General features: G+C 55.8%; 20 protein-coding genes, 3 tRNA genes and 1 pseudogene. 6 read left to right on the forward strand and 18 right to left on the reverse strand.

From position 1 onward, the window contains the following. Nucleotides 1-64: 64 nt before the first annotated feature. The 5 genes from clpP to CJF39_RS11185 all read right to left on the reverse strand — a co-directional run bounded on the left by clpP (nt 65) and on the right by CJF39_RS11185 (nt 2801). A complete protein-coding gene (clpP, locus tag CJF39_RS11165) occupies nt 65-706 on the reverse strand; it encodes an ATP-dependent Clp endopeptidase proteolytic subunit ClpP (RefSeq protein ID WP_094993481.1) in 642 nt (213 codons plus the stop codon). Nucleotides 707-797: 91 nt separating this feature from the next. Beyond that, the gene (tig, locus tag CJF39_RS11170; RefSeq protein ID WP_047276601.1) at nt 798-2108 is read right to left on the reverse strand and encodes a trigger factor; all 1311 of its coding nucleotides are present in this window, start codon (nt 2106-2108) and stop codon (nt 798-800) included. 359 nt (nt 2109-2467) lie between these two features. Next, nucleotides 2468-2552, reverse strand: a tRNA-Leu gene (locus tag CJF39_RS11175). Between the two features lie 56 nt (nt 2553-2608). Next, nucleotides 2609-2684: transfer RNA gene (locus CJF39_RS11180), tRNA-His, on the reverse strand. Nucleotides 2685-2724: 40 nt separating this feature from the next. Continuing rightward, nucleotides 2725-2801, reverse strand: a tRNA-Arg gene (locus CJF39_RS11185). A gap of 280 nt (nt 2802-3081) precedes the next feature. Here CJF39_RS11185 and folD point away from each other — a divergent pair. Further along, the gene (folD, locus tag CJF39_RS11190; protein WP_094993482.1) at nt 3082-3936 is read left to right on the forward strand and encodes a bifunctional methylenetetrahydrofolate dehydrogenase/methenyltetrahydrofolate cyclohydrolase FolD; all 855 of its coding nucleotides are present in this window, start codon (nt 3082-3084) and stop codon (nt 3934-3936) included. A gap of 112 nt (nt 3937-4048) precedes the next feature. On the opposite strand, the gene cysS is transcribed toward folD, so the two are convergent. After that, complete coding sequence (gene cysS / locus CJF39_RS11195; RefSeq protein ID WP_094993483.1) at nt 4049-5431, reverse strand: cysteine--tRNA ligase; 1383 nt, start codon at nt 5429-5431, stop codon at nt 4049-4051. Nucleotides 5432-5452: 21 nt separating this feature from the next. Beyond that, a complete protein-coding gene (locus CJF39_RS11200) occupies nt 5453-7150 on the reverse strand; it encodes a glutamine--tRNA ligase/YqeY domain fusion protein (protein ID WP_094993484.1) in 1698 nt (565 codons plus the stop codon). A 275-nt stretch (nt 7151-7425) separates the two neighbouring features. On the opposite strand from CJF39_RS11200, the gene CJF39_RS11205 reads away from it, so the two are divergent. Both CJF39_RS11205 and lpxH read left to right on the forward strand, forming a co-directional pair. After that, the gene (locus tag CJF39_RS11205) at nt 7426-7929 is read left to right on the forward strand and encodes a peptidylprolyl isomerase (protein WP_094993485.1); all 504 of its coding nucleotides are present in this window, start codon (nt 7426-7428) and stop codon (nt 7927-7929) included. After that, nucleotides 7926-8675, forward strand: a complete 750-nt coding sequence (lpxH, locus tag CJF39_RS11210) for a UDP-2,3-diacylglucosamine diphosphatase (RefSeq protein ID WP_094993486.1) — start codon at nt 7926-7928, stop codon at nt 8673-8675. Before CJF39_RS11205 ends, lpxH begins: the two co-directional genes overlap by 4 nt. A gap of 107 nt (nt 8676-8782) precedes the next feature. Here lpxH and CJF39_RS11215 read toward each other — a convergent pair whose 3' ends face one another. The 5 genes from CJF39_RS11215 to CJF39_RS11235 all read right to left on the reverse strand — a co-directional run bounded on the left by CJF39_RS11215 (nt 8783) and on the right by CJF39_RS11235 (nt 14342). Beyond that, entirely contained in the window at nt 8783-10312 is a 1530-nt protein-coding gene (locus tag CJF39_RS11215) for a DHA2 family efflux MFS transporter permease subunit (RefSeq protein WP_094993487.1), read from the reverse strand. Nucleotides 10313-10375: 63 nt separating this feature from the next. Further along, nucleotides 10376-11581, reverse strand: a complete 1206-nt coding sequence (locus CJF39_RS11220) for an efflux RND transporter periplasmic adaptor subunit (protein ID WP_094993488.1) — start codon at nt 11579-11581, stop codon at nt 10376-10378. Nucleotides 11582-11596: 15 nt separating this feature from the next. After that, nucleotides 11597-13066, reverse strand: coding sequence for an efflux transporter outer membrane subunit (locus tag CJF39_RS11225; protein WP_094993489.1), 1470 nt, complete (start codon nt 13064-13066; stop codon nt 11597-11599). Then, nucleotides 13063-13536, reverse strand: coding sequence for a MarR family winged helix-turn-helix transcriptional regulator (locus CJF39_RS11230; protein WP_094993490.1), 474 nt, complete (start codon nt 13534-13536; stop codon nt 13063-13065). The genes CJF39_RS11225 and CJF39_RS11230 overlap by 4 nt, the downstream gene beginning before the upstream one ends. Before the next feature lie 197 nt (nt 13537-13733). Continuing rightward, entirely contained in the window at nt 13734-14342 is a 609-nt protein-coding gene (locus CJF39_RS11235; RefSeq protein ID WP_094993491.1) for a tRNA-(ms[2]io[6]A)-hydroxylase, read from the reverse strand. A 211-nt stretch (nt 14343-14553) separates the two neighbouring features. On the opposite strand from CJF39_RS11235, the gene CJF39_RS11240 reads away from it, so the two are divergent. After that, nucleotides 14554-15417, forward strand: coding sequence for a universal stress protein (locus tag CJF39_RS11240; RefSeq protein WP_094993492.1), 864 nt, complete (start codon nt 14554-14556; stop codon nt 15415-15417). A gap of 7 nt (nt 15418-15424) precedes the next feature. Here the strand turns inward: CJF39_RS11240 and CJF39_RS11245 are convergent, their stop codons facing one another. Next, nucleotides 15425-15895 carry a DUF1289 domain-containing protein gene (locus tag CJF39_RS11245; protein WP_094993493.1) on the reverse strand — a complete coding sequence of 157 codons (471 nt, stop codon included), beginning with the start codon at nt 15893-15895 and terminating at the stop codon, nt 15425-15427. Between the two features lie 405 nt (nt 15896-16300). Between CJF39_RS11245 and acnB the strand changes: the two genes are divergently transcribed. Beyond that, entirely contained in the window at nt 16301-18901 is a 2601-nt protein-coding gene (gene acnB, locus CJF39_RS11250) for a bifunctional aconitate hydratase 2/2-methylisocitrate dehydratase (RefSeq protein ID WP_094993494.1), read from the forward strand. A 69-nt stretch (nt 18902-18970) separates the two neighbouring features. On the opposite strand, the gene CJF39_RS11255 is transcribed toward acnB, so the two are convergent. Together CJF39_RS11255 and CJF39_RS11260 are read right to left on the reverse strand one after the other, a co-directional pair. Further along, nucleotides 18971-20041, reverse strand: a complete 1071-nt coding sequence (locus CJF39_RS11255; protein ID WP_094993495.1) for an AI-2E family transporter — start codon at nt 20039-20041, stop codon at nt 18971-18973. 33 nt (nt 20042-20074) lie between these two features. Beyond that, nucleotides 20075-20314: a sulfurtransferase TusA family protein gene (locus CJF39_RS11260; protein ID WP_094993496.1), complete on the reverse strand. Its 240-nt coding sequence runs from the start codon at nt 20312-20314 to the stop codon at nt 20075-20077. 114 nt (nt 20315-20428) lie between these two features. On the opposite strand from CJF39_RS11260, the gene CJF39_RS11265 reads away from it, so the two are divergent. Next, nucleotides 20429-21859, forward strand: a complete 1431-nt coding sequence (locus CJF39_RS11265; RefSeq protein ID WP_094993497.1) for a M48 family metalloprotease — start codon at nt 20429-20431, stop codon at nt 21857-21859. A 70-nt stretch (nt 21860-21929) separates the two neighbouring features. Here CJF39_RS11265 and nadA read toward each other — a convergent pair whose 3' ends face one another. The 3 genes and pseudogenes from nadA to CJF39_RS11280 all read right to left on the reverse strand — a co-directional run. After that, nucleotides 21930-22988 carry a quinolinate synthase NadA gene (nadA, locus tag CJF39_RS11270; RefSeq protein ID WP_094993498.1) on the reverse strand — a complete coding sequence of 353 codons (1059 nt, stop codon included), beginning with the start codon at nt 22986-22988 and terminating at the stop codon, nt 21930-21932. A 238-nt stretch (nt 22989-23226) separates the two neighbouring features. Next, nucleotides 23227-23916: a type 1 glutamine amidotransferase domain-containing protein gene (locus CJF39_RS11275; RefSeq protein ID WP_094993499.1), complete on the reverse strand. Its 690-nt coding sequence runs from the start codon at nt 23914-23916 to the stop codon at nt 23227-23229. Nucleotides 23917-24215: 299 nt separating this feature from the next. Further along, nucleotides 24216-24449: pseudogene (locus CJF39_RS11280) on the reverse strand (hypothetical protein); the annotation flags it as partial.

The raw sequence follows: 24449 nt of genomic DNA on the forward strand, positions 1-24449 counted from the left end.
GCAACTGCAGGCTTTTTCAAGCCCACAGGTGACCGGAAAAACCAGCCACCTACATTTGAGCTGCTTAAGCGGGCATTTGACGCTTGCTGAACACCGAGTCGATCAAGCCATATTCGGCTGCACGCTCGGCACTCATGAAGTTGTCACGCTCGGTGTCACGCTCGATGGTCTCGAGGGATTGACCCGTGTGATGCGCCAACAGCGAGTTCAAACGATGACGGATGTTGAGGATTTCCTTGGCATGAATGTCGATATCCGACGCCTGACCCTGGAAACCGCCCAGTGGCTGGTGAATCATCATTCGCGAATTTGGCAAGCAATGACGCTTGCCCGGCGCACCACCAGCCAGCAGGAATGCCCCCATGCTGCATGCCTGACCGATACAAATGGTCGACACGTCAGGCTTGATGAACTGCATGGTGTCGTAGATCGACATACCTGCGGTTACCGAGCCACCAGGGGAGTTGATGTAAAGATGGATGTCCTTGTCCGGGTTTTCGGCTTCAAGGAAGAGCAGTTGCGCCGCTACCAGGTTGGCCATGTAGTCTTCTACAGGGCCCACCAGGAAGATGATTCGCTCCTTCAACAGGCGCGAATAAATGTCATAGGCGCGCTCGCCACGGGCGGACTGCTCAACAACCATCGGGACCAAGCCGCCAGCGGCTTGAATGTCAGAGTTCTGCTGCATATAAGAATTGCGGGACATGTCCTGCAGTCACTCCCAAATAGTTCTGTCTTGAATACGCATAAGCCAGCTCGAGGCTGGCTTATGGTTGTGTTTTCAAACGAATCTGAAATCAGTCGGCTTGTGGAGCTTCCACCGGCTTGACAGCTTCTTCGTAAGAGACCGACTTGTCGGTCACCTTAGCCTTCTGCAGAACAGTATCCACAACTTGTTCTTCCAGCACAACCGAACGAACTTCGTTCAATTGCTGGTCATTTTTGTAGTACCAGGCCACAACCTGCTCCGGCTCTTGGTAAGCAGAAGCCATTTCCTGAATCATTTCACGAACGCGATCTTCGTCTGGCTTCAGATCGAACTGCTTAACCACCTCGGCCACGATCAGACCCAGTACAACGCGACGCTTGGCTTGCTCTTCGAACAGCTCGGCTGGCAGTTGATCCGGCTTGATATTGCCGCCGAACTGCTGAACGGCCTGAACGCGCAGACGGTCAACTTCGCTCGACAACAGCGCCTTCGGCACTTCGATCGGGTTGGCAGCCAGCAGGCCTTCCATCACCTGGTTCTTAACCTTGGACTTAATCGCCTGACGCAGCTCACGCTCCATGTTCTTACGAACTTCGGCGCGGAAACCTTCAAGGCCTGTCTCTTTGATACCGAACTGAGCGAAGAATTCTTCATTCAATTCAGGCAGCTTTGGCTCAGAAACGGTGTTGACCGTCACAGTGAACTCGGCAGTTTTGCCTGCCAGATCAAGGTTCTGATAATCCTCAGGGAATGTCAGGGTCAGAACGCGCTCTTCACCCGCCTTAGCGCCCACCAGACCTTCTTCGAAACCCGGGATCATACGACCCGAACCCAGAACCAGCTGAGTGCCTTTGGCAGAACCGCCAGCAAATACTTCGCCGTCAACCTTGCCAACGAAATCGATATTCAGTTGGTCTTCGTTTTGTGCGGCACGCTCAGTGACTTCAAAACGAGTGTTCTGCTTGCGCAGGACTTCCAGCATTTTGTCCAGATCAGCATCAGCCACTTCAGCACTGAGGCGTTCGACAGCAATAGTATCCAGACCGGTCACTTCGAATTCCGGGAAAACTTCGAAAGTGGCGATGTATTCCAGATCCTTGCCTTTTTCAAAGACTTTAGGCTCTACCGATGGCTGACCCGCCGGGTTCAGCTTTTGCTCAACCACTGCTTCATAAAAAGAAGCCTGGATGATGTTGCCCAGTGCTTCTTGACGTGCATCAGCTTCGTAACGCTGACGGATCACGCTCATTGGCACTTTGCCTGGACGAAAGCCCGGGATCTTGGCCTTTTGGGCAGTCTGTTGCAGACGCTTGTTGACTTCAGCCTCAATTCGCTCAGCTGGCACGCCAATGGTCATGCGACGCTCAAGAGCGGAAGTATTTTCAACAGAAACTTGCATGGATATTCCTCGTTGCACAGACGTTAGCCGGCCGTTTCCGACCCCATAATCAAGGGCATGCATTCTAGTGGGTCAAACTCAAGAAGTCACCCTACCGCATTTGTACATGGAAACAGCAGGCGCATTAAGAAGGAGCAGCAAGCATTCGCTTACTCCCGGAAACACAACTTTTAACCCTAATTGCTGAACCAGAGCCTTCTGTCTATATAGAGGGCTCCATCCAGCCATACATCCGGACTCAACAAGCTCGACTCTTTAGCACGACTGCTAGCGTTTGAAAATTGAAAACGCAAAAACGAAAAAAGCGCAGCCCTTTTCAGGTGCTGCGCCTTTTTCAGCAAGTGGACGAACCACTAATTTGGTGCGGACGGAGAGACTCGAACTCTCACACCTTGCGGCGCTGGAACCTAAATCCAGTGTGTCTACCAATTCCACCACATCCGCATTTCAAACTTTTGAAGCAAAGACGCCAGACTATTAATCTGGCGCCTTTCTAAATATGGGGTGGACGAAGGGAATCGAACCCTCGACAACGGGAGTCACAATCCCGTGCTCTACCAACTGAGCTACGCCCACCATATTGCCTGTACCGCTTACTTGTGCCAAAGCTGCCTAATGGCGCACCCGGCAGGACTCGAACCTGCGACCATCCGCTTAGAAGGCGGATGCTCTATCCAGCTGAGCTACGGGCGCCTTATTAATCTGTACTCTGTGACGACTACAAACTAAGTGCTTTCAGTATCACCAAGCTAGACATCAGCTTCGCTCTACCTTCTTAACCAGTGCTAGGCTGTGCCCGACAAGTGCGACGAATGTTATAGGTGAGTCGGTAAGTCGTCAACTCTTTTTTAAAAAAAGTTTAGAAATATAAAGGGGTTAGGGGAATAAGCAGACCAAGCGCCTTTGCCCTCACGCCATGGCATGCGAGAATGCACGCCCTTTTTCCACCCTTTTCGATGGTTAATCACGCGTAATGACTGCACAACTAATCGACGGCAAAGCGATCGCCGCCAGCCTGCGCCAGCAGATTGCCAAACGTGTTGCCGAGCGTCACGAGCAAGGCCTGCGCACTCCGGGCCTGGCAGTGATTCTGGTCGGCAGCGATCCTGCCTCCCAGGTTTATGTTTCGCACAAGCGTAAAGACTGCGAAGAGGTAGGTTTTCTTTCACAAGCCTATGACCTGCCTTCTAACACCACTCAGCAAGACCTGACCGATTTGATCGACCGTCTTAATGAAGACGCAAACATCGACGGTATCCTGCTGCAACTACCACTCCCTGAGCACCTGGATGCTTCCAAACTTCTGGAACGCATCCGCCCGGACAAGGACGTGGACGGTTTTCACCCTTACAACGTCGGTCGCCTGGCACAACGCATCCCGCTGCTACGCCCTTGCACCCCCAAAGGCATCATGGCCCTGCTGGAAAGCACAGGTCAAAACCTGTACGGCATGGACGCTGTAGTCGTAGGCGCCTCCAACATTGTGGGCCGTCCGATGGCAATGGAGTTGTTGCTGGCAGGCTGCACGGTGACGGTAACCCACCGCTTCACTAAAGATCTGGCTGGCCATGTCGGTCGAGCCGACTTAGTGGTGGTGGCAGCTGGCAAACCAGGCCTGGTCAAAGGCGAGTGGATAAAAGAAGGCGCTATCGTGATCGACGTCGGGATCAACCGCCAGGCTGATGGCAAGTTGGTGGGCGATGTGGTTTACGAGACCGCCCTGCCCCGCGCAGGCTGGATCACCCCCGTTCCGGGCGGCGTAGGCCCGATGACGCGTGCCTGCCTCCTTGAGAACACGCTCTACGCCGCAGAATCGCTGCACAGCTAAGCGCTCAAGCAATTCTGTCCGACGGCACCTGCGGGTGCCGTTTTTGTTGGCACTAAATATCCAGACAAACAAAAGCCCGCACGGAGCGGGCTTTTGTTTGTGCGGCGATTAATCAGTCAGCCAAACGCCAGGAGGTTGCGCCCTTACCGTCTTCGAGCACAACGCCCATTTCGGTCAACTGATCACGAATACGATCGGATTCAGCCCAGTCTTTCGCTGCACGCGCCGCCAAACGCGCCGCGATCAGCGCCTCTACCTGAGCTGCGTCGACCTTGCCCTCAGCACCTGCCTGCAAGAAATCCTCTGCTTCAAGCTGCAAGACACCCAGCACATCCGCCAATTGCTTGAGACGGGCAGCGAGGCCAGCCGCCGCGTTCAGATCAGCGTCACGCAGGCGATTGATTTCACGGACCATCTCAAATAAGACCGCGCACGCTTCCGGCGTCCCGAAATCGTCATTCATCACCTGAGTAAAACGCTCTACAAACGCCTCACCACCCGCAGGCTCAGCTTTCGGCAAGCCTTTGAGCGCATGGTAGAAACGCTCAAGAGCGGCTTTTGCGTCTTTCAGGTTGTCTTCCGAATAATTGATCGCGCTGCGGTAGTGACTGGACACCAACAGATAACGCACCACTTCCGGGTGATATTTCTCCAACACGTCGCGAATGGTGAAGAAGTTGTTCAAGGATTTGGACATCTTCTCGCCATTGATGCGGATCATCCCGCAGTGCATCCAGGCATTGGCATAGGTCTTGCCCGTAGCCGCCTCACTCTGGGCGATTTCGTTTTCATGGTGCGGGAACTCAAGATCGCTGCCGCCACCGTGAATATCGAACGTTTCACCCAGGCAGCAAGTGGACATCACCGAGCATTCAATGTGCCACCCCGGACGCCCCGGCCCCCACGGCGACTCCCAGCTCGGCTCACCCGGCTTGACGCCTTTCCACAAGACGAAATCCAGTGGATCGTCCTTGGCTTCGTCGACTTCTATGCGCGCACCGATACGCAGGTCTTCAATCTTCTTGCGCGACAACTTGCCGTAGCCCATGAACTTGGCCACGCGGTAGTACACGTCACCGTTACCCGGCGCGTAGGCAAAGCCCTTGTCGATCAAGGTCTGAATCATCGCGCGCATGCCAGCAATGTGGTCAGTCGCACGCGGTTCCATGTCCGGCTTGCGGATATTGAGCCGCGCTTCATCTTCATGCATTGCAGCAATCATGCGCTCGGTCAGCGCAGTGAAGGATTCATTATTTTGGACCGCACGGTTAATAATCTTGTCGTCGATATCCGTGATGTTGCGCACGTAGGTCAAGTCATACCCGCTGAAGCGCAACCAGCGGGTGATCAGGTCGAAAGCAACCATGCTGCGACCATGACCCAAATGGCAATAGTCATAGACGGTCATGCCGCACACGTACATGCGCACTTTATTGCCGTCCAGCGGCTTGAAAACTTCTTTGCTCTTGGTGAGCGTGTTGTAGATCGTTAGCACGACGACTTCCTTAAAACTGACTCACTGACCCCAAGAATCGCGCAGGGTCACAGTGCGGTTGAATACCGGGCGACCAGGTTTCGAGTCCTTGATATCCGCGCAGAAGTAACCTTCGCGCTCGAACTGGAAACGGTCTTCAGGTTGTGCATTACCAAGAGAAGGCTCAGCACGACAGCCGGTCAGGACCTGCAACGAGTCAGGGTTGATGTTTTCAAGGAAACCCGCACCGTCCTCAGCCTTTTCAGGGTTCGGCGAACGAAACAGACGATCATAAAGGCGCACTTCACACTCAACGCTGGCAGCTGCTGGCACCCAGTGCACGACCCCTTTGACCTTGCGGCCCTCCGGGTTTTTGCCCAGGGTTTCAGGATCGTACGAGCAGCGAAGCTCGACGATATTCCCCGCTGCGTCCTTGATCGCTTCATCTGCGCGGATCACATAGCTGCCACGCAAACGCACTTCGCCCGCAGGCTCAAGGCGCTTGTACCCTTTAGGCGGCTCTTCCATGAAGTCATCACGGTCGATATAGATCTCGCGTGCGAACGGCAGCACACGGATACCCATGTCTTCTTTGGGATGGCAAGGCAGCTCAAGGTTTTCAACCTGACCTTCCGGGTAGTTGGTAATCACGACCTTCAGCGGACGCAAAACGCACATGGCACGCGGCGCGCTACGATCCAGGTCGTCGCGGATGCTGAATTCCAGCATGCCGAAATCGACCACTCCGTCGGACCGGTTGGTGCCTACCATGTCGCAGAAGTTACGGATCGACTTGGGCGTGTAGCCACGGCGGCGGAAACCCGACAACGTGGACATGCGCGGGTCGTCCCAGCCATTGACATGCTTTTCATCAACCAACTGCTTGAGCTTGCGCTTGCTGGTGATGGTGTAGTTCAGGTTCAGGCGCGAGAACTCGTACTGACGAGGCTTGCTCGGCACCGGCAAGTTGTCGAGGAACCACTCGTACAGAGGGCGGTGACCTTCAAACTCCAGCGTGCAGATCGAATGGGTAATCCCTTCGATGGCGTCAGATTGACCATGGGTGAAGTCATAGTTCGGGTAGATGCACCACTTATCGCCAGTCTGATGGTGATGAGCATGGCGAATGCGATACAGAATCGGGTCGCGCAGGTTCATGTTCGGCGAAGTCATGTCAATTTTGGCGCGCAACACACGCTTGCCATCTTCGAACTCCCCCGCCTTCATGCGCGCAAACAGGTCGAGGTTTTCTTCGACGCCACGATCACGGAACGGGCTGTTTTTACCTGGCTCAGTCAAGCTACCGCGGTACTCTTTGGCCTGCTCGGGAGTCAGGTCGCAGACGTAGGCCTTGCCCTCTTTAATGAGGTAAACCGCCCACTCGTGCAACTGGTCAAAATACTGAGAGGCATAGCGCACTTCGCCGGACCATTGAAAGCCCAGCCATTTGACATCACTTTCGATGGCATCAATGTATTCCTGGTCTTCCTTGGCCGGGTTGGTGTCGTCAAAACGCAGGTGCGTGACACCACCAAACTCTTCAGCCAGCCCGAAGTTCACGCAAATGGATTTGGCGTGACCAATGTGCAGGTAACCGTTGGGCTCAGGCGGGAAGCGGGTCACGATCTGTTTGCATTTACCCGAGTCAAGGTCAGCCTGAACGATTGGACGCAGGAAATTGGCCGGGACAGCTGGGCCAGCCTTTGGATTCAGAGTGGGGTCGACAGTGGGCTTGCTCATAGGATCCTTGAACATAACGAGTGCGCGGCCTGGGTCGGCCGACTAAATCAAAGCGCCTATCATAGCCGATGCTGTCAAGCCACCGACAGAGCAGGCAGTCAATCAAAGCATTTGAAATCGCCGCTTTTAGTACCCATATCGTAAAAACCGCATCGAAATGGCGCGCGAGCACGCTAAACTCCGCCCCGCGGCTGTATCTACCCAGCCAGCTCAGGGGTTGAGACGCAAGATGCCACCTCCGAGCCCAACGAATTCTCTGATAGAGCGATAACCCCATGTCAAAAGTAAAATTGAGCACCAACCACGGCGATATCGTGATCCAGCTAAACGCTGAAAAAGCGCCGATCACGGTTGCCAACTTCATCGAATACGTAAAAGCCGGCCACTACGAAAACACCGTTTTTCACCGTGTAATCGGCAACTTCATGATCCAGGGCGGCGGTTTTGAGCCTGGCATGAAAGAAAAGAAAGACAAGCGCCCAAGCATCCAGAACGAAGCCGACAACGGCCTGCCGAACAAGAAGTACTCGGTTGCCATGGCCCGCACCATGGAGCCGCATTCTGCTTCTGCTCAATTCTTCATCAACGTGGCTGACAACAGCTTCCTGAACCACAGCGCTAAAACCGTTCAGGGCTGGGGCTACGCGGTATTTGGCGAAGTCGTAGAAGGTCAGGACGTTGTCGACAAGATCAAAGGTGTCGCAACCACTTCCAAAGCCGGCCACCAGGACGTACCTGCAGACGACGTGATCATCGAGAAAGCCGAGATCATTGAGTGATACTGCTGATTTCAGATTTGCATCTGGAAGAGGAGCGCCCGGACATTACCCGGGCGTTTCTGAATTTCCTGACCGGGCGCGCGCGCTCGGCTCAGGCGCTGTACATTTTGGGCGACTTTTTTGAAGCCTGGATCGGCGACGATGCAATGACGCCCTACCAGCGCTCGATTTGTGACGCACTGCGAGCCCTGAGCGATAGCGGTACCGACGTGTTTCTCATGCATGGTAACCGTGACTTCTTATTAGGCCGGGCCTTTTGCAAAGCGGCCGGCTGCACCCTGCTTAAAGACCCTAGCGTTGTGGACTTTTACGGCGACCCCGTGCTCCTGATGCACGGCGACAGTCTTTGTACCCGCGACGAAGCTTACATGCGCTTGCGACGCTACCTGCGCAACCCTGTGACTTTGTGGGTTTTGCGGCACTTGCCATTAAGCGTCCGCCATAAACTCGCACGGAAACTGCGCAGCGAAAGTCGCGCCCAAACCCGCATGAAAGCCAACGACATTGTCGACGTTACCCCTGAAGAAATTCCGCGGATCATGACCCAGTTTGGCGTGCACACCTTGATTCACGGCCACACTCATCGTCCGGCGATTCATAAATTGCAAATTGGTGAGCAGGCCGCCAAGCGGATTGTGCTCGGCGACTGGGACCGTCAAGGCTGGGTGTTGCAAGTGGATGAACAAGGGATGCAACTGGCCCCGTTCGATTTTCAGCTGACATTGCCCTCCGCCACGACCCCCTGAACGAGCCCAGCCACCTCGACACGGCATTTACCGGGCATCACCAAAGGCTCAGACCCTGATAAGTCGCGGCCTTCGGCAATCCCGGAATGTGCTTTGGTACGTGCGCCTCAATGCCCGCTGGCCGCTGGGCCCGCCTTGGCAGCGAAGGGCGGTTTGGCCAGCCATACCAGCAGAATCAAGCCCATGAAGATCCAGCCCATCATCGTGAAATAGTCCACGGTCGACAGCATATACGCCTGACTGGTCAGGATTTGATCCATCTGCGCGTAGGCCTTGGTACTGGCCCCTCCCAGATTTTCGAGGGTATGCCGGGTGATCGGATCGTACGTACTGATGCTTTCACTCATGTAAGCATGATGCTGATCTGCACGACGAATCCAGATCCATGTGGTCAATGAGGCTGCGAAACTCCCGCCCAATGTACGCAGGAATGTGGCCAGTCCTGCCCCGTCGGCAATTTGATGTGGCGGCAAATCCGACATCAAAATGCTCAAGGTCGGCATAAAGAACAGCGCCACACCAATCCCCATGAACAGCTGCACCATCGCAATGTGCTGGAAATCCACCTCATTGGTGAACTCAGCGCGCATAAAGCAACTCAAGCCAATCGCCAAAAAAGCCAACCCCGCCAAAAGCCGCAAATCAAACTTATGCGCGTACTTGCCCACGAACGGGGACATCACGACAGGCAGGATACCGATGGGTGCAACGGCCAGGCCGGCCCAGGTTGCGGTGTAGCCCATTTGGGTTTGCAGCCATTGCGGCAGAATCAGGTTGATACCGAAGAAGCCGGCATACCCCAACACCAGCACGATTGTTCCGATACGGAAGTTGCGATGGGCGAACAGGCGAAGATTGACGATCGGGTGTTTGTCGGTCATTTCCCAAATCACGAAAGCCGCCAGCGCCACCACTGACAGGGCAGTGCCCATCAGAATAAAGCTGGATTCAAACCAGTCCAGATCATTGCCTTTGTCGAGCACAATTTGCAGGGCGCCCACCCCGATAATCAGCGTAATCAACCCCACATAATCCATAGGCTGACGCGTGATGACGACCGGACGCGCTTTCAGTTGCTGACGCACGACCATGACCGCGAAGATCCCGATCGGGATATTAATAAAGAAGATCCATGGCCAGCTGTAACTGTCCGTGATCCAGCCACCCAAAATCGGCCCGGCAATGGGCGCAACCACCGTGACCATCGCCAGCAATGCCAATGCCATCCCCCGTTTTGCGGGCGGGTAAACCGCGATCAGCAAAGTTTGCGTCATGGGATATAAAGGCCCCGCCACCAACCCTTGCAGAACCCGAAAGCCCACCAGCTCAGGCATGGAGGTGGATATTCCGCACAAAAAAGACGCCAGCACGAACAGAATCGTCGCCCACAGAAACAGTTTCACTTCTCCGAAACGTCGGCTCAGCCAACCGGTCAGTGGCAACGCAATCGCATTGCTGACAGCAAAAGATGTGATAACCCACGTCCCCTGCTCCGAACTCACACCCAAGTTGCCGGAAATAGTGGGCAGCGCAACGTTGGCAATAGTGGTATCGAGCACTTGCATAAAGGTGGCCAGCGACAGACCAATAGTGGCAAGCAGCAGGCTGGGCGGCGTAAAAGACGCGTTTGTACTCATCGCAAATCCTTTAAAACAGGGCGCGCAGCCCCGCAGCAGTGGCGGGACCAGTGGATTGGCGAATCAACGCGCAGCAGCAGAATTGCCTACAGCAGCACTGTTACTGTCAATCAGCCGCGCGATCAGGGCTTCTGCATCGGCCAGTTGTTTTTCGTACACATTGGTTGTGAACATGGCTTTTTGCGGTGGCTGTTGCGCCAGCACCGGGCCACTTTGATCGTGCAAATTCACATCCACCACCATCGACAATCCCACCCGCAACGGATGCTCAGCCAGTTGATCGGCATTGATGTGAATGCGCACTGGCACGCGCTGGACAATTTTGATCCAGTTACCGGTAGCGTTTTGCGCGGGCAGTAAGGCGAACGCGCTGCCCGTCCCGGCACCGATGCTGTCGATAGAGCCGCTGTACTTCACCTCACTGCCGTAAATGTCCGATTCGATCTCCACCGGCTGACCAATGCGCATGTTGTGCAACTGGGTTTCTTTGAAGTTGGCATCGATCCAAAGCTGATTCAGCGGAATAACCGCCATCAGCGCCGTACCCGGCTGAACTCGCTGACCCAACTGAACCGTGCGTTTCGCCACATAACCGGTCACCGGGGCGATCAGCGTGGTGCGCGCATGCTCCAGATAGGCTTGGCGCAGTTGCGCAGCGGCCGCGAGCACATCTGGATGGTTAGCGACTGCAGTGTTATCCACCAAGGCCGTGGTGGTATTTAACTGTTGCTCGGCATTGCGCAACGCACTCAACGCCGAAGACAGATCGTCCCGCGCATGAGACAGCTCTTCCTGCGAAATGGCCCCCCCAGCCGCCAGACTTTTACGACGGTTATAGTTGTCCTGAGCTTTTTGCACCTCGGATTTTTGCGCCGCCACTTGAGCCTTCATGCCGCTCACATTGCTGAACAAACCCCGCACCTGACGCACTGTTCGCGCAAGATTGGCTTCAGCACTTTGCAGCCCGACTTGAGCATCGCTCGGGTCAAAATTGAGCAGCACCTGACCTTCGTGAACCAAGTCGCCATCATCGGCCCCAATGCTCACCACCGTACCAGTCACTAACGGCGTAATTTCAACCACGTTGCCATTGACGTATGCGTCATCAGTGCTTTCACTCCAGCGACCGTACAACTCGTGCCAGGCCCAGACGCCCAAGGTACCGAGTACGACCAGCAGCGCGAGGGCACCCAGCCAGCGTTTGCGTTTACGCGAGTTAGGCGCGTCTTCGTTGTGTTGTGTTTCATTCGGTGTTTGCACAGAAGCCATGACGAGTACCTGAAATTATTCTGCCAGCGAGGCTTGGGAGGGAACGGCCAACGCCGTGTGAGCGGGCTCGAAGCCGCCGCCCAAGGCCTGCATCAATTGAATCGAGAAGTCGATCTGTTGCGCATTCAAGTCAGCCAACTGGCGTTGGGCCTGAAGCAGTTGCTGTTCAATGCTCAGCACGTCCAGATAATTACCGACACCCGAGCCATAACGTTGCAATACCGTGTTGTAGGAGTCCTGCGCGATATCGGCTGCACGCTGTTGAGCCGTAATCTGATGGCCCGTCGCCGCCAATTGCCCGAGGGTGTCGCTGATTTCACCGAGAGCGCCCACCACTGTTTTGTTGTATTGCGCCACTGCCAAATCGTAACGGGCATCTTCTGCATCCAGCCCGGCGCGTAAACGCCCGCCATCAAAAATCGGCAGCGACAGCGCTGGCGCAATGTTGAAGAAGCGACTGGCCGACCCGAATAAAGCATCCCCCAGTAATGATTCGGTGCCTGCGACGGCCGTCAAATTCAGATTGGGATAGAAACGGGTTTTAGCTGCTGCAATGTTTTTGCTGGCCGCTTCAACACGCCAGCGCGCTGCGACCACGTCTGGCCGACGCCCCAGCAAGTCGGCTGGCAATGTACTGGGCAACGCCACGGCGCTCGGCGCCAGAACATTGGGCCGCGTGATTTCATCACCGCGATCCGGCCCCTTGCCAAGCAGCACTGCGAGCGTAATACGCGCCGAATTGAGCTGTTTCTCAGCGTCGATCAGTTGCTCTTGAGCAGTGGCCTCAAGGCTTTCGGTTTGCTGAAACTGGTAATGGCTGTCGATACCTGAAGCCAAGCGACGCTTGCTCAGGTCCAGCATCTTTCGTGTGCGTTGCAGATCCTCTTGTGAAAGATCACGCACTCGGAAGGCATGTCCCAAATTGCTGTAAGCGCGCGCCACATCGCCCGCCAGCGTCAGACGCGCAGCCTGGCCATCCACTTCCGCTGCACGCGCTTCGCCCAACGCAGCTTCCCACGCATCGCGCTGGCCGCCCCACAAGTCAAAGGTGTAATTGAAGGTCAGATTAAGGTCACGTTCAGTGCTGTAACGCCCACCCTGCCCGCTGGGATCTTGCGATCGCGACAGGCGCGAGCGTGTGACATCTCCATTAGCGTCCAGCGTTGGCATCCGCGCCGCATTGGCCGAACTGGCGGCTGCCGTGGCCTGACGGATGCGGGCGCTGGCCACTTGCATATCCGGACTGTCACGCAAGGCTTGCGTAACCATGCGGTTGAGTTGCTGATCGCCCAACCGCGCCCACCATTGCTTCTCGGGCCAGGCGGCCGGAGTGACGTTGGCGCCCTTGAAAGATTGACCGGGTTTCAATTGATCGGCTTCAAGGCTGAGGCCTTGAGGGGTTAGCCCGTGGTCATTGGCACAGCCGGCCAACACCATTGACGCAAATACCAGGCTCAAGCCTGTACGCAAGGTTTTGTTGCTCATTTTTCACCCAGGCGCTGCACCGTGATCGCGTCACCGGCTGCGAGCAATATTTTTTTCAGGATATGTTCAAGGCTTTGTAATTCTTGCGGGGTTATCGCGCCTGCCAACTGATTCATGGCAGCTGCGCCGATGGTCGGAAGTTGATCGGCCAGTGCCTGCCCCTCGCCTGTAAGCACCAGGCGCACCTGACGCCTGTCCGCATCTGAGCGCTGACGCACCAACAGATTTTTTTGCTCAAGGCGATCGAGCATCCGGGTCATCGAACCGCTGTCGATACACAAGTGCCGACAAAGCTCAGCCGGGGTATCCACCTCAAACTGCGCCATGATGATTAGTACTTTGAACTGCGCAGCCGTGATGCCATACGGCTCCATGTGCGTGTCAATGATGCGGTCCTTGAGCAACGCAGCGCGACCAAGGAGCAAACCCAAGGTGCAGTTTTGAAAGTTATCGGGGGAGAAATGCTTCATCGGCCACCAGGAAGCTGCTTAAGCAGTAATGTTTCAAAATATTACTGTCTAGGCAGCTAATGTCAAGGCGATAAATAGCCAGCTATCTATTTGAACCCATGTAGACCGCGTCACGAGGTTCGCCTGATAGCGCTAAGCATGGGCCATGCAATAAAAAAGCAGACGCTGACGCAAGGTATGCCTGCGTCAGCGATAAGCTACGCCTGAGCCGGCACGCCACTGTGGAAGCGAAACTCAACGTCTGGGCTTTCAATAAGCGCTTGCTCGGCGACGCGCACGCGCTCAATTACCTGAGCAATGTCCTTGGCGTCACCGTATTGATAGGCCAATTTCAAATAACTCTGAAAATGCCGCGCTTCGCTTTTAAGCAATCCGAAATAGAACGTGCCCAGTTCTTCGTCCAGATGCGGCACCAGCGCCTCGAAGCGCTCACAACTGCGCGCCTCGATAAACGCCCCGACCACCAGCGTGTCCACCAGCTTTACGGGCTCATGGTTACGGACCACTTTGCGCAAACCAGAAGCGTAGCGCCCTGCTGACAACTGGCGAAGTTCGATTTTGCGCTTTTTCATCAAACGCATGACCTGCTCGTGGTGCACCAGCTCTTCACGGGCCAGGCGCGACATCATATTGATCAGGTCAACATGGGAGTGATATTTGGCAATCAGGCTCAGCGCCGTGCTGGCAGCCTTGAACTCACAGTTTTTGTGATCGATGAGCAGGGTTTCCTGATCGGCCAGCGCTGCCGTGATCCAGCCATCAGGCGTTCGGCAACCAAGAAACTCGTTAATTTCAGGAAGAATCACGCGAACGCCCCCGATATAAGAAGGTTGCGCGACGAGTCGACAGTAGGCAGAAAAGTGACAGGCATGGGGCTCACACAGCTGGAGTGACAAAGCCGCCGATTATACGGGGCGCACAGCACAGCACCAGCCTGACGGATTGATATGCATCAAGGCGCGGGCAACCCGTGAGCAACTATAGTGGTTGCACTCAATCCTCCATGGAGCCTCTACCATGCAAAAGATCAACAAGCTGCTGGTGGTGATCGAACCCGAGTTAATGGAAAGCCTTGCCCTCAAACGCGCCAAACAAATCGCTGAAAAGACCAAGGCCGCCCTGCACCTCTTGATTTGCGACAAAGAGGATAAACACGCGGCATTGCTCAGCGTGCTCGAGAATGCATTAAGGGCACAAGGCGTTGTTACCACCAGCGAACGGTCCTGGCATGAGAGCAAGCACCAGACCATCATTCGTGTGCAGCAGGCTGAAAATTGCGGGCTGGTGATCAAGCAGCACATTCCCGACAACCCCTTGAAAAAGCTCTTGCTCACACCCGAAGACTGGAAGCTGCTGCGCTTTTGCCCAGCCCCGGTATTGCTGGCTAAAAGTGCGGGGCACTGGGAGAACGGTGTCGTACTGACCGCCGTCGACGTGGGTAATGACGATGCCGATCATAGGGAGCTGCACCAGAGCATTGTTGACGCTGGTATTGAGATCGCCAGCCTGGTTAAAGGCCAGCTTCATGTGGTCAGCGCTTACCCGGCCCCCATGCTGGCCGCTGTAGAAGCCGCTTACCCCATTGAGACTGAATACGAAGCGAAGTATCGCCAGGCGTGCGAAGCGCTCATGGCGCATAACCCCATTGACAGCAAGTGCTTTCATGTCGAAGAGGGTCCGGCCGATGTGATTATTCCTAGGGTCGCCGGCGAGCTACACGCTGCTGTGACAGTTATGGGCACCGTGGCGCGCACAGGCTTTTCGGGTGCGCTGATCGGTAACACCGCAGAAGTCGTCATCGACAAGCTCAACAGTGACATTTTGGTGCTCAAACCTGAAGAAATGACGCGTCATCTGGAGAAATTGGCGTCCGGAGGTTGATCCTTCATCAATTGCCCAATGCATCTTTTAAGAAACTGGGGGCGATGTAACGCTGATAGTGAGCTTCAGACAGCAGGAAAAACTCCCGATCAATGGCATCACGCAGTTCGGGCAAATTCCAGTCGCGAAACTCGGGCAACAGGACCATCCCGTACGCTTCCAGCTGATTGATCACCCGCGCCCCGCGGGCAATCAGCTGGTAGGCCCAGCAATATTCGGACTGATGGGGCACAAATCGAATTTGCCGCGCCAGCAACTGGCCACGCAGCTTTTCGGGATCAAATATTTCAACCTTGCCCGCCATCACCTGCACGAGCAACTGCTCCAGACGCATCCACACTGCGCGTTTTTCGTCATCGTTGTAACCGTTCCAGTGGATCACTTCATGATGGAAGCGCTTGCATCCACGGCACACCAGGTCGCCGTAAACCGTCGAACACAGGCCGATGCAGGGAGTCTTGATGGTTTGGTTGGGCATGGCGAAATAGAGCACTGCAGAGCGAAACAGGCGGGCATGTTAGCCCTTTGTCTAACGCAGATCACCCCTCAACCTTCAGGGGTTAACTTACCTTTACCAAGTTTTTCCCGTAGAATCGGCCTGCCTTTTAAGGCGCCAATGTCCGTTAGAAGCTGTTTTCAAAGCGTCACGAGCACAGTTGATCCTGAAGAACGGTGTTGGTGATGGGTACTTGCCAGGCAACTGCCCGCACCAACATGCACCATCCCTCCGTTCAGAAGGCGTAAAACTTTGAAAACAGCTTCTGTTGGGAATCTCTGTAACTCTGGCTAAGCGGCTCATAAAGCCCCGCAGCGCATGAGTGTCTTGCATTCCTGGATGAGCGTCCCGGACACCCATTTGGGACCAATGATGAGGGTAATAACTGTGCTTGAAGCCTACCGCAAACATATCGAAGAGCGCGCAGCACTGGGTATCGTTCCCCAGCCGCTTAACGCCGAACAAACTGCAGGCCTGGTTGAGCTGCTGAAAAACCCGCCTGCTGGCGAAGAAGAATTCCTCGTTGACCTGATCACCAACCGCATTCCACCTGGTGTTGACGAAGCGGCCTACGTAAAAGCCGGCTTCCTCGCCGCCATCGCGAAAGGTGAAGCCACTTCCCCCCTGATCAGCAAAAAGCGCGCTGTTGAACTGCTTGGCACCATGCAAGGCGGCTACAACATCGTCACGCTGGTTGACCTGCTGGACGACGCAGAGCTGGCTCCGGTAGCTGCCGAGCAGCTCAAGCACACCCTGTTGATGTTTGACGCCTTCCACGACGTGGCTGAAAAAGCCAAGAATGGTAATGCCCACGCCAAGGCTGTGGTGCAATCCTGGGCTGACGGCGAGTGGTTCAAAAACCGCCCTACCCTGGCAGACAAAATCAGCTTGCGCGTATTCAAGGTCACCGGTGAAACCAACACCGACGACCTGTCGCCTGCCCCTGACGCCTGGTCGCGTCCTGATATCCCGCTGCACGCACTGGCCATGTTGAAAATGGCCCGTGACGGCATCGTGCCAGATGTCCAGGGCTCCATCGGTCCGATGAAGCAAATCGAAGAAATGCGCGGCCAGGGTTTCCCTATCGCCTACGTCGGTGACGTGGTCGGCACGGGCTCTTCGCGTAAATCGGCCACCAACTCGGTACTGTGGTTCTTCGGCGACGACGTTCCTTACGTGCCGAACAAGCGCGCCGGTGGTTTCTGCTTCGGTAGCAAAATTGCTCCGATCTTCTACAACACCATGGAAGATGCGGGCGCACTGCCTATCGAGTTTGACGTCAGCAACATCCATATGGGCGACGTGATCGACCTGTACCCGCACGCAGGCAAAGTCTGCAAGCACGGCACTGACGAAGTCATCACCACCTTTGAATTGAAAACCCCGGTTCTGCTGGATGAAGTCCGCGCTGGCGGCCGTATTCCGCTGATCATCGGTCGCGGCCTGACTGAAAAAGCCCGCGCCGAACTGGGCATGGGTCCATCTGACCTGTTCAAGAAGCCTGAAGCACCGATTGAAAGCACCAAGGGTTTCACCCTGGCGCAGAAAATGGTTGGTAAGGCATGCGGCGTGACCGGCGTTCGTCCGGGCACTTACTGCGAGCCGAAGATGACCACCGTAGGTTCTCAGGACACCACCGGTCCAATGACCCGTGACGAACTGAAAGACCTGGCGTGCCTGGGCTTCTCCGCTGATCTGGTGATGCAGTCGTTCTGCCACACCGCGGCTTACCCCAAGCCGATCGACGTGACCACCCACCACACCTTGCCTGATTTCATCATGACCCGCGGCGGCGTTTCCCTACGTCCGGGTGACGGCATTATCCACAGCTGGCTGAACCGCATGCTGCTGCCTGACACCGTCGGCACCGGTGGCGACTCTCACACCCGCTTCCCGATGGGCATTTCGTTCCCCGCCGGTTCGGGCCTGGTGGCATTCGCCGCAGCCACTGGCGTCATGCCACTGGACATGCCGGAATCGGTTCTGGTTCGTTTCAAAGGCGAAATGCAACCGGGCATCACCCTGCGTGACCTGGTACACGCCATTCCTTACGTGGCGATCCAACAGGGCCTGCTGACAGTAGAGAAGAAAGGCAAGATCAACGAGTTCTCGGGTCGCATCCTGGAAATCGAAGGCCTGAACAACCTGAGCATCGAGCAAGCGTTCGAACTGTCCGACGCATCGGCAGAACGTTCGGCTGCTGGTTGCACCATCAAACTGTCCAAAGAGTCGATCACCGAATACCTGAATTCCAACATCACCCTGCTGCGCTGGATGATCGGTGAAGGTTATGGCGATGCTCGCACCCTTGAGCGTCGTGCTCAGGCGATGGAAGCCTGGATTGCCAACCCTGAATTGATGGAAGCCGATGCTGACGCCGAATACGCGCACATCATCGAAATCGACCTGGCTGACATCAAGGAACCTGTACTTTGCGCCCCTAACGACCCGGATGACGCCCGTCTTCTGTCCACCGTTGCCGGCGAGAAAATCGACGAAGTGTTCATCGGTTCGTGCATGACCAACATCGGCCACTTCCGCGCTGCGGGCAAGTTGCTGGACAAGGTTAAAGGCCAGCTGCCAACCCGTCTGTGGCTGTCGCCGCCGACCAAGATGGACGCTCACCAACTGACCGAAGAAGGCTACTACGGCATCTACGGCAAAGCTGGCGCGCGTATGGAAATGCCGGGCTGCTCGCTGTGCATGGGTAACCAGGCGCGCGTAGAGCCGAACTCGACTGTTGTGTCGACTTCGACCCGTAACTTCCCGAACCGTCTGGGTGATGGCGCCAACGTATACCTGGCTTCGGCCGAGCTGGCGTCGGTGGCTTCGATTCTGGGCCGCTTGCCTACTGTAGAGGAATACATGGCATACGCAGCAGAGATCAACACCATGGCCCAGGACGTGTACCGCTACCTGAGCTTTGATCAGATCGCTGAATTCCGTGAAGCGGCAGCCAATGCCAACATCCCGGTGATTCAAGCGTAAGCTGACGTTGTAACGAAAAAGCCCCGACTCGCAAGAGCCGGGGCTTTTTCATGATCGCCGCATGCTGCACTAAAGCAGTGGCGCCACAACCTGCTGCTTGCGTGGCCAGGCATCCAGCACTGCCTTGAACAGCGTAGCCAGCGGGATGGCGAAAAACACACCCCAAAACCCCCACAAGCCTCCGAACAGCAGCACCGCGCAAATGATTGCCACCGGATGCAAGCTGACGGCCTCAGAAAACAGCAACGGCACCAGCACGTTGCCGTCCAGCGTTTGAATGATTCCGTAGACCGCCATCAGATAGATGAACTGATCGCTCCAGCCCCATTGGAACAAAGCTATTAGGCACACCGGCACGGTGACGACCACGGCCCCCACGTAAGGCACGACAACCGACACGCCCACCAGCAAGGCCAGCAATGCCGCGTAATTAAGATCCATGACCACAAACGCAATATAGGTGACGCTACCGCAGATGATGATCTCGATGACCTTGCCGCGTATGTAGTTGGCAATCTGACGGTTCATGTCATGCGCCACGCGTGTAATCAGCGCCCGCTCGCGAGGCAAGTAGCCGCGCACCCAGCGACTGATCATGGCCCGGTCCTTGAGGAAGAAGAACACCAGGATCGGCACCAGCACCAGGTAAATCATTATGTTGACCAACAGCGGCAGACTGGACAGCGAGAACGTCAGCGCCAACTGGCCAAACTTGCCAATCTCCCCCCGCGCCACTTCGATGGCCTGCAACACTTGCTCATCCGACACCAGATGCGGATAGCGTTCCGGCAGCAGCAACAGCAGCGACTGCCACTTCGCGAGCATGCCCGGCAGTTCATTGAACAGGGTGATCAATTGATGCCACAACAACGGCACCACGACCACGATAAAAAGCAGCAGCACTCCCATAAACAGTGCGAAAACCAGCCCGACTGCCACAGCCCCCGGCAAGCGCAAGCGCTCCAGTGCCACCACCAGCCCTTGCATGAGGTACGCCAGTACCATGCCCGCCAGCACCGGCGCCAACATGCCGCCCAAGGTCAAGACCACTGTAAACGCCAGCACCAACAACACGGCCAGCACCACGGCTTCCTCATCGGAAAAGTAGCGCTGTATCCAGTTACGCAACACGTTGAACATCAAGATTCCTTTTAAAAAGGCGACGCCAGGGATTCAGGCCTTGCGCAGCCAGTAGCGGTAGATGCCGACACCCTCTTCTTCACGCAGCAAATCATGCCCCGCCAGACGTGCGAAGGTACGAAAGTCACGTTGAGAGCCCGCATCCGTGGCAATCACTTTCAGCACGTCACCCGAACCCATCTGATTAAGTGCCATCTTGGCCTTGAGCAGCGGCAACGGACAATTCAGGCCGCTGGCGTCCAGCTCCGCGTCATGTTCCAACACATCTGTCATTTCCCGTTCCTCAGGCATTTTTTATGCGCACTAGAATACCCCAGGCTGACCCGCCTCTGGTCGCCAGCCAACTGTGCAGCTACAGTAAGTCCTTTATCGACTAGAGCTTCGTGCATGAATTTTCTGCGCCCGACCCTGTTGACGCTCGCCTGCCTGCTCGCATCACCGCTTTTCGCCGATGATTTGCCGTCTTTGGGTGATGCCAGCTCCTCCATTGTTTCGCCTCAACAAGAGTACAAACTGGGGCGCGCCTGGCTGAGCATGTTGCGCGGCCAGGTCTCGCAGCTCAACGATCCTCAGCTAAAGGACTACGTTGAAACCAGCGTTTATAAATTGGTCGAAACCAGCCAGGTTCAGGACCGGCGGCTTGAATTCATTTTAATCAACAGCCCACAGCTCAACGCGTTTGCAGCCCCCGGTGGAATCATCGGTGTGAATGGCGGCCTGTTCCTCAATGCACAGACCGAGGGCGAGTATGCTTCAGTTCTGGCACACGAACTGGCGCACTTGTCACAGCGGCACTTCGCACGTGGCGTAGAAGCGCAACAACGCATGCAGTTGCCCATGATGGCCGCGTTGTTAGCGGGCATCGTCATCGCAGCCTCAGGGGCGGGTGATGCCGGGATAGCGGCTATTGCGGGCACTCAGGCAGCGGCATTTCAGGAGCAGCGACGCTTTTCCCGACAAAACGAGCAGGAAGCGGACCGCATTGGCATCCTTAACCTGGAAAAAGCGGGTTACGACCCGCGCTCCATGCCGACCATGTTCGAGCGCTTGATGCGCCAGTATCGGTTCGACGCCAAACCACCAGAATTCTTACTGACTCACCCAGTGACCGAATCGCGTATTGCGGACACCCGCAACCGTGCTGAGCAAGCCCGCCCCGGTGGCGCCGAAGACAGTCTGCGCTATCAACTGATTCGCGCCCGGGTGCAACTCAACTACGAAGAGACGCCAGGGCTTGCCGCCAAGCGCTTTCGGGTCCAACTCGATGAAAACCCTAAAAACGACGTGGCCCGCTACGGCCTGGCTATCGCGCAGATCAAGGGCAGTCAATTCAAGGAGGCTCGGGAAAACCTGAAGCTGTTACTGGATAAATCGCCCAACGACATCACCTACAACCTGGCCCAGATCGAGCTCGACATGGCCAGCAATCAACTCGACGACGCGCAAAAGCGGGTCGAAAGGATGCGCACGCTGTATCCGGGCAATTACCCGCTGAATCAGGCACGTGTCGATCTGTTACTCAAACAGAACAGAGCCGCCGAAGCAGACAAGGCACTGGAAGCCTTGCTCAAGAGTCGCCCAAATGACCCGGATGTCTGGTACTCGGTGGCCGAGACCCGAGGGCTTTCGGGGAACATTATCGGCTTGCATCAGGCACGAGCGGAGTATTTTGCACTGGTGGGTGATTACCGTCAGGCCCTGCAACAGCTGGACTTGGCGAAAAAACTGACCAATAACTTCCAGCTGTTATCGCGCATTGATGCGCGTCAACGTGATTTGCTGGATGAAGAGCGATCCATCAAAGACATGATGAATTGAGATCACGCCTGAAGGCGGTAACTTCACCCCAGTGAGTTACTGCCTTCAGTGTTAGGCCCGAGACCAAAGCTCAGGCGTTGCCCGCCAGCTTCAAACGGGCAGCCTGCGTGAAGTCCAGCATGCGCTTGAGCGGACGAACCGCTTGCGGCACAAGCGCCGGGTCGACAAAGATCTCGTTCGACCCCATTTGCAGACCTTGCAGCATGCGCTCCAAGGTGTTCATTGCCATCCACGGGCAATGGGCGCAGCTGCGGCAAGCGGCGCCATTGCCCGCCGTAGGCGCTTCAATGAAAACCTTGTCAGGACATAACTGCTGCATTTTGTAAAAAATGCCGCGATCAGTGGCCACGATAAATGTCTTGTTGGGCAGGTTCTGCGCGGCGGCAATCAGTTGACTGGTCGAGCCGACCGCGTCGGCCAGATCAATCACCGACTCGGGCGATTCGGGATGAACCAAAACCGCCGCGTCCGGATAGAGCGCCTTCATGTCTTCGAGCTGCTTGGACTTGAACTCTTCATGGACGATGCAAGCCCCATCCCAGAGCAACATGTCAGCTCCGGTCTGGCGCTGGATATAGCGCCCAAGATGTTTGTCGGGGCCCCAGGTGATCGTTTCACCGTTATCCATCAGGCTTTCAACGATTTCCAGCGCACAGCTCGACGTCACTACCCAATCTGCACGGGCTTTAACCGCGGCAGACGTGTTGGCGTAAACCACAACGGTGCGCTCGGGGTGTTTGTCACAGAACGCAGAAAACGCTTCGACCGGACATCCCAGATCCAGCGAACAGGTGGCTTCGAGCGTCGGCATCAGCACGCGTTTTTCAGGCGTGAGGATTTTGGCCGTTTCGCCCATGAAACGAACGCCGGCCACCAATACCGTTTTTGCGGGATGCGCCGCACCAAAACGGGCCATTTCCAATGAATCGGAAACGCAGCCGCCTGTTTCTTCAGCGAGCGCCTGAATCACGGGATCGCAATAAAAATGAGCCACCAGAACCGCATCCTGCGCCTTGAGCTCGGCAGCGATGGCTGCACGTAATGCAGCCTCTTCTTCCAGAGTCAGGGCTTTAGGCTGCTTGGCATCAAGGTGGGCTTGAACCAGAAGTCGTTCAGAAATATGCGTCATGTTCGCAAGACCTGCAGGCGCTACTGCGCGAAAGTCGAGTGTACCACCGGCTCCGGACCGTCGAGTCCCGCCGGGAGAATGTGTGTTATCAGACACGGACCAGCTATTCAGCTCGCCAAGGCTACAGAATATGCTTGCGATTCAAAAGTTTAATGTTTCAGGGGAGGTCCAGCGCTACATGGGCAAATCTGCCGATGACTGGCAGGCCACCAGACATCGGCCGCAGCACTTACTTAACTCACTGGCTCAACGCTTTAAGCACAAGCTCAGCCACAGCGCCACCTGACGCAGGGTTCTGACCCGTAATCAAACGCCCATCTGCAACAGCATAGGCCGCCCACGGCTGGCTGGCCTTTTCATACTTGGCCCCACGCTTGACCAGTTCGCTCTCAGTCAAATACGGCACGACTTTGTCCAAACCGGCCAGCTTCTCTTCCTCATTGGAGAAGCCCGTGACTTTTTTCCCCTCAATCAGCAGCTTGCCGTCGCTGAGCATGATATTCAGCAGCCCGACCGCCCCGTGACACACCGAGGACACGACTCCACCGGACTCATAAATCTCGCGACTGATGGTTTGCAGTTCAACGTTGTCCAGAAAATCCCAAATGACCCCGTGGCCCCCTGCAAAGTAGATAGCGCAGTAGTCTTCAGGCTTGATATCACTCGGCTTGAGCGTTGCGCCAAGGCGATTCATGAATGACTTGTCTTGATACCACTTCCAGTCAATGTCAGCAGCCATGTCCTTGGCCAGGCTGTGAGGGTCAATCGGCGTATAACCACCTTTAGGGCTGACAAAGTCCACGGTATAGCCTGCCGCTTCAACTTTCTGTACAAAATGCACAGCCTCCCCAAACCACAACCCAGTAGCACGAGGCATGTCCGGGTACTTTTCGACACTGGTCAAAACCACCAACATTTTCTTGCTCATCGTAAGACTCCTGAAAATACCGGATATGTACGGAACTTGGGCTGTCCAACACAGCAAATGGTTCAGCCGCAGAACGAGGCGTGAGCATAGACCACAGGGGTTGCCATGCCGACTTGCGCATGGGGCTGGCGCTATGCTGCCTTCACAATCTGTGTCACATCCACTGGAGACTACCGGCACCACGTTGGAGGAAGCAGATCACCCGAGGCCCCCTGATTGGCATGCCGCCATTTCAAATACTGGACTGCCCCCGCTCCCGTAGACATTTTCCAGCCTCAAAGTGAGGCACTTTCAAAGGCCTAAGGACTGACGCCGCCCAGGTGACTGTGACGCGTTCGGTTGTAAAACGCCTCAATGTAATCGAATACGTCGGCACGGGCCATTTCCTCGGCGGCTCATACTCGGCTCAAGGTGGTGGGCCTGACAAAAACGTTTCCAGTCATCGCTACCATATTGGGCGGATTCAACTGGTCGTCGCAACACCTTGATCGAGGTGTTTATGGGACGATCCGCAGGATGGATGCAAAAATTGA

It is taken from the genome of Pseudomonas lundensis (assembly GCF_002269125.1).
In the GTDB taxonomy this organism is placed as follows: domain Bacteria; phylum Pseudomonadota; class Gammaproteobacteria; order Pseudomonadales; family Pseudomonadaceae; genus Aquipseudomonas; species Aquipseudomonas lundensis_A.

What these genes read in the sequence shown, in the direction of transcription:
- CJF39_RS11225 (WP_094993489.1), bottom strand. Translation starts at nt 13,066, where the DNA reads ATGAGCAACAAAACCTTGCGTACAGGCTTGAGCCTGGTATTTGCGTCA.
- CJF39_RS11265 (WP_094993497.1), top strand. Translation starts at nt 20,429, where the DNA reads ATGAATTTTCTGCGCCCGACCCTGTTGACGCTCGCCTGCCTGCTCGCA.
- CJF39_RS11255 (WP_094993495.1), bottom strand. Translation starts at nt 20,041, where the DNA reads ATGTTCAACGTGTTGCGTAACTGGATACAGCGCTACTTTTCCGATGAG.
- CJF39_RS11205 (WP_094993485.1), top strand. Translation starts at nt 7,426, where the DNA reads ATGTCAAAAGTAAAATTGAGCACCAACCACGGCGATATCGTGATCCAG.
- clpP (WP_094993481.1), bottom strand. Translation starts at nt 706, where the DNA reads ATGTCCCGCAATTCTTATATGCAGCAGAACTCTGACATTCAAGCCGCT.
- CJF39_RS11245 (WP_094993493.1), bottom strand. Translation starts at nt 15,895, where the DNA reads ATGCCCAACCAAACCATCAAGACTCCCTGCATCGGCCTGTGTTCGACG.
- tig (WP_047276601.1), bottom strand. Translation starts at nt 2,108, where the DNA reads ATGCAAGTTTCTGTTGAAAATACTTCCGCTCTTGAGCGTCGCATGACC.
- folD (WP_094993482.1), top strand. Translation starts at nt 3,082, where the DNA reads ATGACTGCACAACTAATCGACGGCAAAGCGATCGCCGCCAGCCTGCGC.
- CJF39_RS11215 (WP_094993487.1), bottom strand. Translation starts at nt 10,312, where the DNA reads ATGAGTACAAACGCGTCTTTTACGCCGCCCAGCCTGCTGCTTGCCACT.
- CJF39_RS11260 (WP_094993496.1), bottom strand. Translation starts at nt 20,314, where the DNA reads ATGACAGATGTGTTGGAACATGACGCGGAGCTGGACGCCAGCGGCCTG.
- CJF39_RS11220 (WP_094993488.1), bottom strand. Translation starts at nt 11,581, where the DNA reads ATGGCTTCTGTGCAAACACCGAATGAAACACAACACAACGAAGACGCG.
- CJF39_RS11230 (WP_094993490.1), bottom strand. Translation starts at nt 13,536, where the DNA reads ATGAAGCATTTCTCCCCCGATAACTTTCAAAACTGCACCTTGGGTTTG.
- CJF39_RS11200 (WP_094993484.1), bottom strand. Translation starts at nt 7,150, where the DNA reads ATGAGCAAGCCCACTGTCGACCCCACTCTGAATCCAAAGGCTGGCCCA.
- CJF39_RS11240 (WP_094993492.1), top strand. Translation starts at nt 14,554, where the DNA reads ATGCAAAAGATCAACAAGCTGCTGGTGGTGATCGAACCCGAGTTAATG.
- nadA (WP_094993498.1), bottom strand. Translation starts at nt 22,988, where the DNA reads ATGACGCATATTTCTGAACGACTTCTGGTTCAAGCCCACCTTGATGCC.
- CJF39_RS11275 (WP_094993499.1), bottom strand. Translation starts at nt 23,916, where the DNA reads ATGAGCAAGAAAATGTTGGTGGTTTTGACCAGTGTCGAAAAGTACCCG.